This window comes from uncultured Pontibacter sp. (assembly GCF_947502515.1).
Lineage (GTDB): Bacteria > Bacteroidota > Bacteroidia > Cytophagales > Hymenobacteraceae > Pontibacter.
Genome location: NZ_CANNAI010000009.1, coordinates 108,289 through 124,321, shown reverse-complemented (window position 1 = coordinate 124,321; position 16,033 = coordinate 108,289). Strand labels below are relative to the sequence as shown.

The 16,033-nt window shown below is 48.7% G+C and carries 14 protein-coding genes; 7 read left to right on the top strand and 7 right to left on the bottom strand.

What is annotated here, in order from left to right; translation table 11 throughout:
- Positions 1-64: 64 nt before the first annotated feature.
- The 3 genes from Q1A54_RS18905 to Q1A54_RS18895 form a co-directional block, all read right to left on the bottom strand.
- On the bottom strand, positions 65-1,651 hold the full coding sequence (locus Q1A54_RS18905; RefSeq protein ID WP_196120724.1) for an Rne/Rng family ribonuclease: 1,587 nt from the start codon (positions 1,649-1,651) through the stop codon (positions 65-67).
- A 208-nt stretch (positions 1,652-1,859) separates the two neighbouring features.
- Positions 1,860-2,720 carry a tetratricopeptide repeat protein gene (locus tag Q1A54_RS18900; RefSeq protein WP_299991235.1) on the bottom strand — a complete coding sequence of 287 codons (861 nt, stop codon included), beginning with the start codon at positions 2,718-2,720 and terminating at the stop codon, positions 1,860-1,862.
- 73 nt (positions 2,721-2,793) lie between these two features.
- On the bottom strand, positions 2,794-3,099 hold the full coding sequence (locus Q1A54_RS18895; RefSeq protein WP_007655567.1) for an HU family DNA-binding protein: 306 nt from the start codon (positions 3,097-3,099) through the stop codon (positions 2,794-2,796).
- Positions 3,100-3,451: 352 nt separating this feature from the next.
- Here Q1A54_RS18895 and mutY point away from each other — a divergent pair, with 352 nt between their 5' ends.
- From mutY to Q1A54_RS18860, 7 genes are all read left to right on the top strand, one after another.
- Entirely contained in the window at positions 3,452-4,543 is a 1,092-nt protein-coding gene (mutY, locus tag Q1A54_RS18890) for an A/G-specific adenine glycosylase (RefSeq protein WP_299991233.1), read from the top strand.
- A 111-nt stretch (positions 4,544-4,654) separates the two neighbouring features.
- Positions 4,655-5,146 carry a single-stranded DNA-binding protein gene (locus Q1A54_RS18885; protein ID WP_299991231.1) on the top strand — a complete coding sequence of 164 codons (492 nt, stop codon included), beginning with the start codon at positions 4,655-4,657 and terminating at the stop codon, positions 5,144-5,146.
- Positions 5,147-5,289: 143 nt separating this feature from the next.
- On the top strand, positions 5,290-6,543 hold the full coding sequence (gene gldE / locus Q1A54_RS18880) for a gliding motility-associated protein GldE (protein ID WP_299991229.1): 1,254 nt from the start codon (positions 5,290-5,292) through the stop codon (positions 6,541-6,543).
- Positions 6,544-6,568: 25 nt separating this feature from the next.
- Entirely contained in the window at positions 6,569-7,123 is a 555-nt protein-coding gene (gldD, locus tag Q1A54_RS18875) for a gliding motility lipoprotein GldD (protein WP_299991383.1), read from the top strand.
- Between the two features lie 101 nt (positions 7,124-7,224).
- Positions 7,225-7,842 carry an HNH endonuclease gene (locus tag Q1A54_RS18870; RefSeq protein ID WP_299991227.1) on the top strand — a complete coding sequence of 206 codons (618 nt, stop codon included), beginning with the start codon at positions 7,225-7,227 and terminating at the stop codon, positions 7,840-7,842.
- Positions 7,843-7,961: 119 nt separating this feature from the next.
- Complete coding sequence (recG, locus tag Q1A54_RS18865; protein WP_299991223.1) at positions 7,962-10,058, top strand: ATP-dependent DNA helicase RecG; 2,097 nt, start codon at positions 7,962-7,964, stop codon at positions 10,056-10,058.
- A gap of 182 nt (positions 10,059-10,240) precedes the next feature.
- Positions 10,241-11,701, top strand: coding sequence for a hypothetical protein (locus Q1A54_RS18860; RefSeq protein WP_299991221.1), 1,461 nt, complete (start codon positions 10,241-10,243; stop codon positions 11,699-11,701).
- On the opposite strand, the gene Q1A54_RS18855 is transcribed toward Q1A54_RS18860, so the two are convergent.
- The 4 genes from Q1A54_RS18855 to Q1A54_RS18840 form a co-directional block, all read right to left on the bottom strand.
- Positions 11,702-12,433 (bottom strand): glycosyltransferase family 2 protein, encoded by a 732-nt coding sequence (locus Q1A54_RS18855; protein ID WP_299991219.1) that lies wholly within the window; start codon positions 12,431-12,433, stop codon positions 11,702-11,704.
- A gap of 143 nt (positions 12,434-12,576) precedes the next feature.
- A complete protein-coding gene (locus Q1A54_RS18850; RefSeq protein WP_299991217.1) occupies positions 12,577-14,373 on the bottom strand; it encodes an acyl-CoA dehydrogenase family protein in 1,797 nt (598 codons plus the stop codon).
- Positions 14,374-14,412: 39 nt separating this feature from the next.
- Entirely contained in the window at positions 14,413-15,591 is a 1,179-nt protein-coding gene (locus Q1A54_RS18845; RefSeq protein WP_299991215.1) for an acetyl-CoA C-acyltransferase, read from the bottom strand.
- A gap of 93 nt (positions 15,592-15,684) precedes the next feature.
- The gene (locus Q1A54_RS18840) at positions 15,685-15,981 is read right to left on the bottom strand and encodes a GIY-YIG nuclease family protein (RefSeq protein WP_299991212.1); all 297 of its coding nucleotides are present in this window, start codon (positions 15,979-15,981) and stop codon (positions 15,685-15,687) included.
- Between the last annotated feature and the right edge of the window lie 52 nt (positions 15,982-16,033).

Below are 16,033 nucleotides of genomic sequence, written 5' to 3'. Positions count from 1 at the left end.
CAAAAAGGCCGCTCTGAATGAACAGAGCGGCCTTTTTGTTGCCATCGAATCTGATTAAAATTTTTTATTCCTGCGTCCCGTTCACCTCCGTCAGGGCGGTGCGCAGCTCTATTTCTTCGCCTTTATCGTCCATTACCTTAAAGTCAGTAATACCGAGCGAAGTGTCTTTTACAAATTTCACCCACTTGAAGTAGTGGAAGAACCATTTCATCTGTTTTGAAACGACACCTGATGTATAATAAGAATACAGGAAAGGGTGTACGTACAATGTCAGGCTCTTATGGTTGTGTCTCGTAAGCAGGTCGTCTACCGCTACGTCTATTTCATCAGTAATCAGAATACTGGCAGATATTTTACCGGTACCGTTACAAGTAGGGCATACTTCACCGGTCACGATATTCTGCTCTGGCCTTACACGCTGACGCGTAATCTGCATCAGGCCAAATTTAGAGATAGGCAGAACTGTTGACTTGGATCGGTCTCTCTTCAGTTCCTCTTTGACTACCTCGTATACTTTCTGGCGGTTTTCGGGCGACTTCATGTCGATGAAGTCAATTACAATGATACCACCTATATCCCGGAGTCTCAGCTGACGGGCCACCTCTCTGGCAGCCATCATATTCACATTCAGCGCGGTAGCCTCCTGATCGGTTTCGGTATTAGATTTATTCCCACTGTTCACATCGACTACGTGCAGGGCTTCGGTGTGCTCTATCACCAGGTATCCGCCGCCTGGTATGGTCACTGTTTTACCGAATGCAGCCTTTAGTTGCCGCTCAATGTTAAAGTGTTCGAAGGTTTTTGTCTTACCGGTGTAATGCTTCAGAATTTTTACTTTATCTGGCGCAATGCTACCGATGTATGCTTTGATCTCGTCATAGAGCGACTCGTCGTCGACTACTATGTTGTCAAAGCTCTCGTTCATTAAGTCTCTCAGTATGGACGAAGAACGTCCCAATTCCCCAATGATCTTGTCATTGGGCTTGGCAATCTTCAGCGATTTAAAGCCTTCTTCCCAGCTCTCCACCATGTTTCGCAAATCTCTGTCGAGCTCTGCTACCTCACGGCCTTCTGCCACTGTCCGGATGATCACGCCAAAGTTCTCGGGCTTGATCGAGTTGATCAGGCGCTTGAGGCGCGTGCGCTCTTCCTTGCTTACGATCTTTTTGGATACACTTACCGTGTTAGAGAACGGTACGAGCACCAGGTATCGACCGGCGAGCGAAAGCTCACATGAAAGACGCGGTCCTTTGGTTGAAATCGGTTCTTTGACAATCTGTACCAATACCTGCTGTCCTTTTTTCAGAACATCAGCGATCTTGCCCAGTTTGTCAATTTCTGGCTCAAATTTAAGCTGGTTAAGCTTTGCAGAAGCGTTCTTCTGTGTCTGTGCCGCTTTCACATACTTGTTCAGGGTTTTGACATTGGCTCCCAGATCATGGTAATGCAGAAATGCATCCTTGTGGTAGCCAATATCAATAAAAGCGGCGTTTAGGCCTGGCATTACCTTTTTTACAGTTCCCAGAAAGATATCCCCTACAATGTAGTTCGTATCCTTTTTCTCGTGGTGAAACTCTACTAGTCTCTTGTCCTGTAATAGGGCGATGCGCTCTCCATCCTGAGTAGAATTGATAATAAGCTCGTTACTCAATTTCTCTCAAAGATTAGTTGGATGTATAGACCAAAGCCCACAATTGCAGAAGCAATGTGGGCCTCAATAAACGCAGAAGAAATTACTTCTTCTTATGTCTGTTTTTTCTTAGACGCTTCTTTCTTTTGTGAGTAGCAATCTTATGTCTTTTTCTTTTCTTTCCGCAAGGCATAGTCTTGAAATTTTTATTAAATGATTATTTCTTTTATTACAGTTTTGCCAGGTACTCGTCAACGGAAGCTGTCAGAGCAGGGTCGCTGCTCATGGTCTTCACTTTATTGAAAGTCCTGATCGCTTCTTCTTTCTTACCGGTTTCAGCAAGTGACACAGCCAGGTAGAAAGTGCCTTCCACGTGTTCCGGGTTAACGGTTGTCAACTCCTGGAAACGCTCAGCGGCTTTGTCCCACTGCCCTGACTGAACTGACAGAATACCGAGGTTAAACAGCGCCTTCTGGTTTTTCGGGTCTGCCGAAATTACCTCACGCAGCAGCGTAATACCCTGCATAGGGTTTTCACTGGCAATGTAAGTCATGGCTACGTTTGTTTTCGCATCCATGTCCGAAGGATTATTCTTCAGTACCTGCTCGTACATTCTACGGGCCTTACCACCCATTTCGCTGGCACGCTGCTGTGTTGCTGCATAAGTAAAAGCTTCGAAGTACTGGTCACCTGCTTTACGGTAGTTCTTCTCACCCGGACGGGCTTCAGCAGCTAGCTCGTAATAGTAACCTGCACTGTCAAACTTACTTGCTGAGGCATAAGCAGCTGCCAGTTCACTGGCTAACAGGCCGCGCGTCTTGGCATCAGATGCTTTGTTGTAGCGTGCACGTACAGTAGCAAGCTCCATCATTTGTTCTGGTGTGGCCGTGGAGTGCACTCCGTCAGCCGCTGCGGCTGGAGAAGGTCCATGGTCATGCCCATCATCTTCAGAGTGTCCCTCAGGTATGGCAGAGGCTTGTTCTGCAGCCACTGTGCTATCATCCTTCGTCACAACCACTTTAGGCAGAAAGAACATAGCCGCTGCCAAAGCAATTGCTGCTACAAGTATCAGTATTTGAGCGCGTGACATGTATTTCTGTGTTTTTGTAAATGACTGTTTTTAAAGGATAACCAAACAGGCAACCGGCAAATATACGAAAGAATTAAGAATGAGCCAGTTCTTTGATCTTTTTGCTGTTCTTAATCTTAGCAATAAAGGTCTTAGATGGCTTGAAGCTTGGAATAAAGTGCTCATCAATAATGATGGAAGTGTTCTTCGAAATGTTACGAGCCACTTTCTTAGCGCGCTTCTTGTTTACAAAGCTTCCAAAACCTCTCACGTAGATGTTGTTGCCATCGGCCATAGAGTCTTTCACCACTTTGAAAAATGCCTCAATGGTAGATTGCACATCAGCCTTATCAATCCCTGTTTTATCAGCAATTTCTGATATTACTTCTGCTTTAGTCACTTTCTTAGATTTTTATAAATTAGTAATAAGTTAACTTTCTCTTTTTCAGGAGATACAACAGCGCTGTCGTTCCCCATTTTTCGGGGCACAAAGGTATACCTACTTTTCGACAAGTAAAAGCTTTAGCACTAAATTATTACAGAATTAGCCTTGCCGTTCATATACCTTCTTTACACCTTTTGACTGACGGTTCTCTTGCAATACCCATGCCAGCTTGCCCTCTTCCTAACGCCACGTATCTACTTATATTTTAATAAGATACAAAAACTGACGCCAATACATTCCTTCTGCACTCAGAACAATGTCTTACATTTGTCTGTTCAAGCTGCCTGAGCCTAAGGGACCATTTTTTATGAAAAACACTCCTAGCACATACTTCTCAAACACCTTGCTGACATGGTACCAGCGTCACAAAAGAGCCTTGCCCTGGCGCGACACCACCGATCCATACCTGATCTGGCTGTCTGAAGTGATCCTGCAGCAGACGCGCGTAGCCCAGGGACTCCCCTACTTCCAGCGCTTTGCCGAGGCCTACCCAACCGTGCAGCATCTGGCGGCGGCCCCTCAGGATGAAGTGCTACGCCTCTGGCAGGGACTTGGCTACTACTCCAGGGCACGTAATATGCACCACACGGCTAAACAGATCGTGCAGGAGTATGGCGGCGTGTTCCCAAACAAGTATGAAGAGCTCCTCAAACTGCGGGGCGTGGGAAGTTACACAGCTGCCGCTATCGCCTCTTTTGCCTTTCGGGAGAAGGTTGCCGTCCTCGATGGCAATGTTTTCAGGGTGCTGGCCCGTGTATTTGGATTATCAGATGACATTGCGGCGCCTGCTTCGCGCAAGGTATTTCAGCAACTGGCCGACGAACTCATCCCGGCCGAAGCGCCTGACACCTTCAACCAGGCCATTATGGAATTTGGCGCCATTCAATGCACCCCCGTCATGCCCGATTGCCTGTTCTGCCCGCTGCAGCAGTCCTGCTTCGCCTTCACACACGGCTTGGTGCAGGAGCTTCCTGTCAAATCAAAGGCAAAGGCCGCCCGCCCACGCTTTTTCCACTACATGGTTTTTGTGCACGAGGGGCAGTATTACATGCGTAAGCGCCTGAGTGGCGATATTTGGGAAGGATTGTATGATTTTTACCTGCACGAAAGCGACTCGAAAATCCTGGATACCGTTAGGCTGCTGAAAGAACTGAACGATGCAGGTATAGCAGTGCAGGAATCACATCTTTTGCCACCGCGCAAAGACTATAAGCATGTGCTCAGTCACCAGAAAATAACAGCCCGGTTTTACCTCATTCAGCTCGATTTTCGTTTAAGTAAAGAGGTTTTGCAGGAGGCGCGACTGGCACCTTATTCATCTGAAAAAATAGAGGCATTGCCGAAGCCAATTCTTATCGACAGCTATTTGAAAGATGAGAAGATTTTACTAAATTTATAAACTGAAACTTTTCTGCATGAAAATGCATTTTAAAGGTTCAGTAGCCATAATTGCCTCCGGCTTGGTTGTCGGAGTAGCCCTAATTCAATTTAATATTTAACAAAAAAAGACATGGCAAGTGTTAACAAAGTAATCCTTATCGGAAATCTTGGTAAGGACCCAGAAGTTCGCCACCTTGAAGGCGGCGTAGCTGTAGCGCGTTTCCCGATTGCTACTTCTGAAACATTCAAAGACAAAAACGGCGAGCGCCAGGAGCGCACCGAGTGGCACAACATCGTGCTATGGCGCGGTTTGGCCGAGGTAGCCGAAAAGTATGTGCGCAAAGGGCACTCAGTTTACATTGAGGGCAAGCTTCGCACAGACAACTACCAGGACAAAGACGGCGTGCAGCGGTACAGAACCGAGATTGTCGCCGATAGCATGACTATGCTGACGTCCCGTACTGAAGCCCAGGTAGGTGGCAATGGCAACTCTGGAGGCTTCCAGGGCGGCTCTTCATCACAATCATCGGGACAAGCCTCAGGTCAGGGCAGTGCCGCCGCATCAGGTAAGGGCAATGCATCTGCCTTCCAGAACGACGAGCCAGACGACCTGCCGTTCTAACCTATGTTTAACCTAACTATCTAATTTTGGACAGTTTAGATTCCGGAGACCCCCTAAGTTATAGCTTACTGCAACTTTTACAAAGCGCAACAGCTTTACTTAGAATTGAATATATCGCAGCCATCTCGGTTTGCTTTATCTTATTGCTGCTCTCTGCCCTCACTTCGGGGGCGGAGGCAGCTTTTTTCTCTCTCACCCCTCAGGAGATTGAAAAAGCCAGAACAAGCAAAGACAAAAAGCTTCAACTGGTACACCACCTCCTGCAGAGCCCGCGCCAACTACTGGCTTCGCTCCTGATCATCAACAATGCGATCAATGTTAGTATCATCACGCTCTGCGCCTACATTGCGTGGCAGTTAGTCGGCTCTACTTCGCTGGCAACCTCCACGATGCTAGTCAGTGTGCTGGTAGTTACGTTCCTGATCGTTTTCTTTGGGGAGGTAATTCCTAAGGTATATGCCCGCAAGCACGGCACTGCCATTGCGCAGCGCATGGCTCCGATACTGGATGCTTTGCGGCCTGTGCTACGACCGCTTGCCTGGTTGATGACTGGTATCAGCAATTTCATAGACAAGCGCTACCGTGTGCGTGCTTATAGCCAAACACTGGAAGAATTGCACCATAGTCTGGATGTGGCTCTTACCAACGAAGAGACGTCACCTGAAGAGCGCAAGATTCTGAGGGGGATCGTAAACTTCGGTTCGATCACGGTAAAACAGATTATGCGTCCGCGTATGGATATCGTGGCTTTCCCACAGAGCGCTACACTGCCAGAGTTGCTTCCGCAGATCATCAAGTGGGGTTATTCGCGCGTGCCGGTTTATACCGAAAGCACCGACAGCATCGACGGCATACTCTATGTAAAAGACTTACTGCCGCACCTCGACAAAGGAGCTGACTTTAAATGGCAGAACCTGATCAGAGCGCCTTTCTATGTGCCGGAGACCAAGCACATCTCTAACCTGCTGCAGGACTTCCGGGAAAAGCACGTGCACATGGCAATTGTGGTGAACGAGTATGGCACTACGGTAGGACTGCTTACCATGGAAGATGTTATCGAGGAGATTGTAGGTGAGATTAATGACGAGTTTGATGACGAGGACGAGATCATTTACTCACAACTCGACGAAAATACCTTTATATTTGACGGTAAAACATCGCTGCATGATTTTTGTAAGATAACAGAAGTTCCGTTCGATGCCTTTAACGAAGTAAAGAGCGAGCACGAAACAGTGGCAGGCCTGATGCTCGCACTTTTTGGTCGCATACCATACGTAGGCGAAGAAGTGTCGTATGGCCGCTACTATTTTACGGTTGAGTCGGCGGACAATAAGCGTGTAAAACGAATCAAGATTAATGTCGCAAGCAAAAAAGAGCACTATCATAAAGTCAGCTAAATTACAGTTGGCCCTGTGGGCAGGTATGGCCCTGGCCATTGCCGGCTGCTCCGCCGAGTACACCCCAAAACCGAAAGGCTATAACCGCATAGACCTACCGACAGTCGCCTACCAGCAGCTTCAGGACGAGCATCCCTATACCTTCGAGTACTCAAAGCATGCTAAAATCCGCCCTGACTCATCGATGATTGCCCAGCCGCATTGGATCAATATCATTTATCCGAGCCTGGGAGCTAACGTGCAGCTGACATACAAGGCCATCAACAAAGATCCGAAAATGCTGAATAACCTGATAGAGGATGCCCGAAAGCTGACTGGCAAACACCAGATAAAGGCATATTCGATAGAGGAAACGGAAATCCGGACACCGCAGGGCGATGTTGCTTCAGTGTTTGAACTGGAAGGCGAAATCCCAAGCCAGTTCCAGTTTTATGTAACCGATACAACTACGCACTTTTTCCGTGGAGCACTTTACTTCAGGACCGCTACTCAGAATGACTCACTGGCTCCAGTGATCGAGTATGTAAAGAAGGATATTGTGCATCTGTTGAACACGCTGGAGTTTAAGGACAGAAAGTAGAAAGATCATAGCGTTCTCATAAGAAAATGAATGAAGATCAGTACTTTGAAAAGAGTAGAAAAGTAGAACTCCCTAGTAGGTGTCCTTTGCTAAACCAGTGTATGAGACGAGCATATACTATCTATCTGCTAGGAGAATATGATAAAGTATCAAGAGGACGGGATGTAGTTACTACTCTTCAGCAGGAAGGAATTTTGTCTGAAAACTTTGATCAGTCCAAGATAGATCTTCAAGGGGAAGCGCCTGAAGTATCAAGGGGTAATACTTATCAATATTACAATAACGTATGCCCTGAGGTTAACTTATTTGATCTAGCACATAGTCTTTTAAATGGAGTTGCAAGCTCTTGTGGAGAATGGGATAAGCTTGGGACTAAGAGTAAATTCCAAAACCTTAAATCAACGCATTACTCAGATTGCCCTGAATTTAGCAAGCATATATTTGATCTTAAGTTCAACCCAAAACAGAAGCCAGTCCAAAAATCTACTAATAAAAGAAGAGTAAGCATTTCTAAGAAGCTAAGATTTGAAATTTTTGAAAGAGACTCCTATACTTGCCAGTATTGCGGTCGTAACAAATCGGATGGTATCAAATTAAATCTTGATCATAAAATCCCTATCTCTGTAGGCGGCACCGATAGCTATAGTAATTTAGTAACAAGCTGCGAAGACTGTAACCAAGGAAAGAGTGACAAAATTATAGCGCTAGATTCTAAGTAGAGGAATTCACCTGAATATAAAGCAAAAGCCCCGATAGCGCTTACACCTGTCGGGGCTTTTGCTTATTTTTGTCAGGTATACCTACCATACCTCTTTTAACTAACGACAAGCTTACACCCTTGAACAACTTCTTCCATACCAAGATCGAATTTCTGAAAGGCGTGGGGCCGCAGCGGGCTGAGCTGCTGCAGAAGGAGCTTAATATCTATACCTACGGCGATCTCATTCAGCACTACCCTTTCCGGTATCTTGACCGCACCCAATTCTACAAAATAGTAGACTTGGACGAAAGCATGCCTTATGTGCAGGTACGCGGACGTGTGCGGGGCAAGGAGGTGCTGGGCGAAGGCCGTAAGCAACGCCTTGCCGCTATCCTAGTGGATGAAGACGGCAACGAGATGGAGCTGGTTTGGTTCAAAGGGGTGAAGTGGATGCAGAAATCGCTAAAGAACCACACCGATTACATTGTGTTTGGCAAGCCTACTTCGTTTAATGGCAAGTGGAGCATGGCGCACCCCGAACTGGAGGAATTGGGGGAAGAGAAACAGACGACCTCTTTTCTGCAACCGGTATACCATACCACCGAGAAGCTGAAGGCATTCCGTGTTGAGAGCAAGGTCATAGCCCGCTACATGGAAATGCTGCTGAAGGTGGCGGTGCCAAATATTAACGAGACGCTTTCACCGGAGCTGATAGACCATTATCGCCTGATGAGCAAGCGGGATGCGTTGATCAACATTCACTTTCCGCAATCAGTCGAGAAGTATAATGCCGCAAAGTTCAGGCTCAAATTTGAAGAGCTCTTTTACATACAACTACGTCTGCTACGCCAGAAAACGGTGCGTCGTGCCGACCTGGCCGGACAGATATTTAAGCAGGTACCGACGGTAACAGAGTTCTACAAGAATCACATGACCTTCGATCTGACCAATGCACAGAAGCGGGTTATCAAGGAAATACATAAAGACTTGACAGCCGGCAAGCAGATGAACCGCCTGCTGCAGGGCGATGTGGGTTCAGGTAAAACCATCGTGGCCTTTATTACCATGCTGATCGCTGCTGACAATGGAGCACAGTCTGTGCTGATGGCACCTACTGAGATTCTGGCGGACCAGCATTATACCGGCCTCAAAGCTTTTGCTGACCGGTTAGGTATAAACATTGGCAAGCTCACTGGCTCCACCAAGACAAAAGATCGCAAAGTGCTACACGAGCAACTGCGTTCAGGTGAAATGAAAATGATCGTAGGCACGCATGCCCTGCTGGAGGACGTAGTACAGTTTCATAACCTGGGTCTCTGTATTGTGGACGAACAGCACCGCTTCGGAGTAGAGCAGCGTTCCAGACTGTGGCGCAAGAACCCGCGCATTATCCCACATGTACTCGTGATGACGGCCACTCCTATACCCCGCACCCTGGCCATGACGCTCTACGGTGACCTCGATGTGTCGGTGATCGACGAAATGCCAGCCGGCCGTAAAGAGATTGTGACCGTGCACCGCTTCGACTCACACCGCCTGAAGGTATTCCAGTTTGTGCGTGACCAGATCAAGCTGGGCCGCCAGGTATACATCGTGTACCCGCTCATTGAGGAGTCGGAAGGGATGGATTACAAGGACCTGATGGACGGCTATGAAAGTATACGCCGTGCTTTCCCGGAGTACCAGGTGAGCATGGTGCATGGCAAACTTAAGGCGCAGGACAAAGACTACGAAATGCAGCGCTTTGTGCGCCACGAGACGCAGATCATGGTAGCTACAACTGTAATTGAAGTAGGCGTGAACGTGCCCAACGCCTCCGTGATGATCATCGAGAGTGCGGAGCGCTTTGGCCTTTCACAGTTGCACCAGTTGCGTGGCAGAGTAGGCCGGGGTGCTGAACAGAGCTACTGCATCCTGATGACAGGGTATAAGCTGAGCAAAGACAGCAAGACCAGACTGGAGACGATGGTGCGCACCAACAATGGATTTGAGATTGCTGACATTGACCTGAAGCTGCGCGGACCGGGCGACCTGATGGGTACGCAGCAAAGCGGTGTGCTCGACCTGCTCATCGCTGACCTGGCCAAAGATGCACCTATCTTGCAGGAGGCTCGTGCGGCTGCTCAACGTGTATTGAATGAAGACCCACAATTGGAGCAAGCACAGAATCAGAATATTATGCGTCACATCAAATCATTGAGTGTGAACACAATCAACTGGAGCCGCATAAGTTAAAGGTTGCCCTGATTATGATAGTGGCCTGAGCACGAATCTGATTATATTTAAAAGTGGGTTCCACGCGAAACGAGTTGCAGTTTACTATATAGGCATTTGCAAAGTATAACCGTATACAGCAAATTTATGTGCTAATTACACTGTCCTTACATTGATTTTCTAAACCGCTATACCTTATACCCTTGAAAGCACTTCACCTCTTCATATTCATTTTGCTGGGCCTATGCTATACTGCCACAACTGCGCAGGCACAAGGTCGCAAAGCCGCTATACCTTTTACCTATCTCCCTGACAACACAGAGGACCAGTATAACCAGAGCATTAGCAGCAAGACGCTCCCACTGGGAGCTGAGGGCTTTATAATCCTCAGCCGCAGCAAGCCAGCCGAGTATGCCATTGAACGCTATAATGCCGCCCTCAAAAAAGCCTGGTCGGCTGCTGTACCACTGGCCGCTGAAGAAACGGTGGAGGCTTTTGCCAGAAACCAGGATGCTGTGCTGCTGGTTACGCACCGCACAAACGAGCAGGGCAACCAAGTGTTGTATGCGCATCGGGTAGACCTGCGTAGCGGTCAGAAAGAGAAGCCCGTGCTATTGCTCGAAGCTCCAGCCAATGCCCGTAAAGCGGGTATAGCCATCTCGCCTGACGGCACCAAACTGCTGGTCTACCGCTATAGCATTTCTGGCAATCAGGTCCTGCAGTCTATCAGCGGCAGCCTGTATGACGGCAAACTTCAGAAAGTAAAAGATACGAAGTACAGCCTGACTGACCTGCGCGGTATTGTATCAGCTGAGGTGATCGTAAATGATGCCGGTGACCAGTTCATCAGCCTGATCTCTGAGAACATGGAACGCCTGACCGTACGCCAGTATACCTTGAAGTCACCGGTTGCCAAAGGCATGTCGGTGCTGGTAGGAGGCATTTTTGAAGGCAAGAAGGTATACATCATGGACAGCAAGTATGCCCTGCAGCCCAATGGCAATCTGTATGGTGTTGTACTCACAGCTGACGAGAAATCCGGTGAGTACTATAGCCTGAAAGCGGTAAAATTTGATTTTGAAAATGAAGATATGGTGTTTGCAGAGGAGTTCAGATTCACACCTGAATATCTCGCTAGTGTGAACAGCCTGGATAAAAGCGGAGGTGCAAAAGCCAGGCGCCTCGAGGACATTTACCTGACCGACCTGATCCTGACACCTGAGGAAAAACTAATCGTAATGGCAGAGAAAAAGTATATGGAGGGTGGTGAGAACTCTCCTTACTATGCCAAAGAGATTCACTTGTTTGCCTATGATCAGTTTATGGGTACTGCCTGGAGCTCCGTGCTGATGAAAAATCAGAAAGCACCTGCTGATGAAGCTTTTACAGGCATCTCGTATCGCTATCATCTGGCAGGTAACACGCTGCACCTGCTCACCCTGGAAGAGCTGAACGGAAAGCATGACCTATACCTGCGCCGCATTGACACCAGCACCGGTAAAGCTGAAGCACCTAAGGCTGCTGGCCTGAATGTAGCCAAAGGCGAAGATACTGCCTACGTAAAAGACTTCACGGCCTGGCTGGGTGAAAAGGACTTGGTAGTGGTGGTGCGGCCATCCAAGAAAGCGAACAGCTTGCAGCTACGTCGTCTACAGATCAAATAACTAGTCTAACCATATACCCGACAAAAAGCGTGGCCACTCTCTTGGCGCGCTTTTCTGTTTTTTAAGCTTGCGGGTAAAAGAACTCAGCTGCACCAGCATGTGTACAAAGCCTACATAGTCCACTATCTCTACATACATCCGGAACTCTCTACGGGACCCTTCCAGCATCCCTAGTTTGTCTACCTTATAGGTATTCATGGCGGACCAAGGCATCCAGCGTACCCGCTTGCCACGTTTGATCATATAGCGGTTGATGGCTACTTCCAACTGATAGCGTGCCACTGGCTGGGCCAACACCTGCTCTAAGTCACTTCGCCGCAAAAGCCGCTCTCCGGACAGCAGTATATCACTTCGGTACCAGCGCACAAACCATGGCGACCGGATTCGCCGCAAGATCAGCATGTCAACATTTGCAGTGTCCTGGAAAGCAGAAATAGCTCTCTCTAGTTCAGTTTTATTTAATTCCTGCAAATCAGCATCCATCAGCAGAACCAACTCATGCTGCACAAACTGAAGGCCATACTGTATAGCGGCGGCTTTTCCCTGATTTTGGCTGAGGCGGATGACTTGCACAGTAGGCCATTGCCGGCTTACCATCGTAGCAGTGCCATCAGCCGATCCGTCATCCACACAGATTACCTGTTGTATGCCCTTCACCTTCGACACGACTTCCAGTACTGTCGCAATCCGCTCCCGTTCGTTATAGCAGGGAATTAAGCATGTTACCCCCATACGCTCCTCTATGTTAATGACAATCTGGTATTCAGGTATATTTACGCATGTGAGGCCATTAGGTCATTCAGGAACAAGCCCTCAATACAAAAAGGCCACCTCCTACGGAGGCAGCCTTTCCAAAACTATAGATTTGTCAGAATCTAGTACACGAATTCATTTGCCTCGATCATGGAAGCCGCGATACGACGACGAGCTTCTTTGGTATTGTAGAGGTCTTTCTTGGTGAAGCGCTTCAGGCCCATGAACAGCAGACGCTGCTCGTCACCTTCCGCCATAGAGGCAATCGCATCTTTACCAGCCAGGAAGGCGGTGTCCACGGCATCGTTCACAGTCACGCGTACGATGTCGATCTGGTTCGCCACAGCATCCTCGCCTTTCATACCTACCAGTTTCTCTACACGCAGCAGCGTTGACTCCGCCACGTACGTCTTGATAGCCATGTCAGCGATGTTCATCAGGATCTCCTGCTCTTTGGCCAGCGAGTTCATGTACTTCTGTACCGCTGTGCCGGCTACCATCAGGATCGCTTTCTTCAGGTTGCGAATCGCCTTGTGCTCTGCTGCGAACAGGCCTTCCTCTTCCGAACCGAAATCAGGTATAGCCATCAGTTCGTTTTGCACGTTTTGTGCAGGGCCCATCAGGTCGAGCTCACCGTTCATGGCTTTCTTAAGGATCATGTCCACCGTAAGCATGCGGTTGATCTCGTTGGTACCCTCGAAGATGCGGTTGATACGGGAGTCGCGGTAAGCGCGGTCCATTGGGTAATCAGCTGAGAAGCCGTAGCCACCGTAGATTTGTACGCCTTCGTCCACTACGTAGTCGAGCACTTCAGAGCCTTCTACTTTCAGCATGGCGCACTCTACAGCAAACTCACGGGCAGCACCCAGCATGGCTTCGTTCTCGCCTTTTCCAGAAGCCAGTAGCTCCTGCTCCTTGCGATAAATGTCCATACCGCAACGGTATAGCGCTGACTCAACTGCATAGATGCGTATAGCCTGCTCTGCCAGTTTATGACGAATGGCACCGAACTTCGAAATCGGCAGTTTAAACTGCTGACGCTCGTTGGCATACTTGATCGACAGGTCAACCACTTTTTTAGAGGCACCCAAGGTAGCAGCGCAAAGTTTGATACGGCCGATGTTCAGGATGTTGAAAGCGATCAGGTGACCTTTGCCGATGTCGCCCAGTACGTTCTCTTTTGGCACTTCGCAATCCGATAGGAAAACCTGGCGTGTAGAAGAACCCTTGATACCCATTTTGTGCTCCTCGTTACCAAGGCTCAGGCCCGGATAACCTTTCTCCACGATAAAGCCTGTGAACTTGTCACCGTCCACCTGCGCAAACACTATGAACACATCGGCAAAACCGGCGTTCGTAATCCACATTTTCTGGCCGTTCAGGATGTAGTGCGTACCGGCTTCGTTCAGTACCGCTTTGGTTTTAGCAGCCAGAGCATCAGAACCAGAGCCTGGCTCAGTGAGGCAGTAAGCCGCTGCCCATTCGCCGGAAGTCAGCTTAGGCAGGTACTTCTGCTTCTGCTCGTCCGTACCGAAGTACAGGATCGGCAGCATGCCTATACCTGTGTGAGCCGCAAAAGCCACCGGGAAGGAATGCCCACCACCTACTGACTCTGTCACCAGGAGCGAGGTGTTGAAGTCCATGTTCAGGCCGCCGTATTGCTCCGGCATCGATACTGCGAACAAGCCGAGTTCACCAGCCTTTTTCATCAGACCTTCCATCAGGCCTTCTTCGTGGTTATCGAGGCGCTCGAGGAGCGGTGTTACTTCTTCGCGCACAAAGTCCAGGCAAGTCTGCGCCATCATGTGCTGCTCTTCGCTAAACTCGGCAGGTATAAATACGTCCTGCGGATCAGTTTCTTTTATCAGGAATTCACCACCGCGAACAGTGGCTTTATTTTTATCTGTTACATTTTCCATGGCAGAATATGATTAGTGTTTTTAGGTTCAGGTTAGTTTTTACTTCAAAAGCTCGTAGATGCCGGCTACACCTTGTCCGCCACCTACGCAGGCGGTGACCATGCCGTATTTCTTGCCGAGGCGGCGCAGCTCATGGAATTGCTGGATGCTGAGTTTAGCGCCTGAGCAACCCAGTGGGTGCCCTAGTGCAATCGCTCCACCGCTCACGTTCAGCTTTTCCGGGTCGAAGTCGAGGTGACGCATTACGGCAATGGACTGAGCAGCAAAGGCCTCATTCATCTCGATCAGGTCGATGTCGTTGAGTGTTAAACCGGCCATTTTCAGTGCTTTCGGAACGGCTGCAATTGGGCCCATACCCATGATGCGCGGATCCACACCGCCGGTGCCGTAGCTCACCATGCGGGCAATCGGCTCCAGGTTAAGCTCCTTCACCATACGCTCGCTCATCACGATCACAAAGGCGGCACCGTCAGAGGTCTGCGAAGAGTTACCGGCTGTTACAGAACCGCCGGCTGCAAACACAGGCTTCAGTCGGGCCAGGGCTTCCAGGGAAGTATCGGCACGTGGACCTTCGTCAGTATCTACTACATAAGTGCGGGTCTTCTTCTTGCCGTTCTCGTCGATGTAGGTCTCCTCTACCGTGATCGGCACGATCTGCTCTTTGAAGTAGCCATTCTTAATGGCGTTGATCGCCTTTTGGTGTGAGTTGTAGGCAAATTCGTCTTGGTCTTCACGTGAAACATTGTAGTCTTTGGCCACTGCTTCAGCCGTCAGACCCATGCTTAGGTACCAGTCCGGATTCTTCTTTGCTATGTTGTAATTAGGTACTGTCTTCCAGCCCACTGTCGGCACCATCGACATAGACTCGGTGCCGCCTGCGACAATGCAGTCGGCCATACCTGCCTGTATGCGGTTGCAGGCCATCGCGATGGTTTCCACACCGGAGCCGCAGTAGCGGTTCACAGTCATACCTGACACAGACATTGGCAACGACAGCAAAGCGATCATACGACCGATCTGCAAGCCCTGCTCCGCTTCCGGCACGGCGTTACCCACGATCAGGTCGTCTACGCGCTCGGGATCTAGTGCAGGCACGGAAGCCAAAAGATGTTTGATGACGTCAGCGGCCAGGTCATCGGGTCTGGTGAACCGGAAGCCTCCGCGCCCGGCTTTGCCTACTGCGCTACGAAATCCGGCTACGATATATGCGTTGTTCATTTTAATGCTCTTTATAGTTTATACTATCAGCTATACTTCATTTTATTTTGTCATCCTGTAAGGATCTTGGTAGTTACGACATAAGGCTGCTATTCAAGGATCTGCTTTCAGAAATCGCAGGTATTGATTCTCACTTTTGATCAGTTCCATTTTCTTTTCACGACTCCAGCTTTTTAGCTCCTTTTCTCTGTCTATAGCATGCTGTACATAGGTATAGCGCTCGTAGTGGAGCAGCTTGTAACAGAAGTAGCGCCCTGCAAAAGTTTCGGGCTTACCTCGATTTTCCCTATGCTGTTCAAGCCGATAAACCAAGTCATTTGTCACTCCCACATAGAGCACTGTTTTGCTCGGATTAGTCGTAATGTAGACGAAATAATTATGGCTTTTCATAGCTAAGGCTTAACCTTACTTTTACCAAGTTTCTTTCAGAATGACAAAGAAC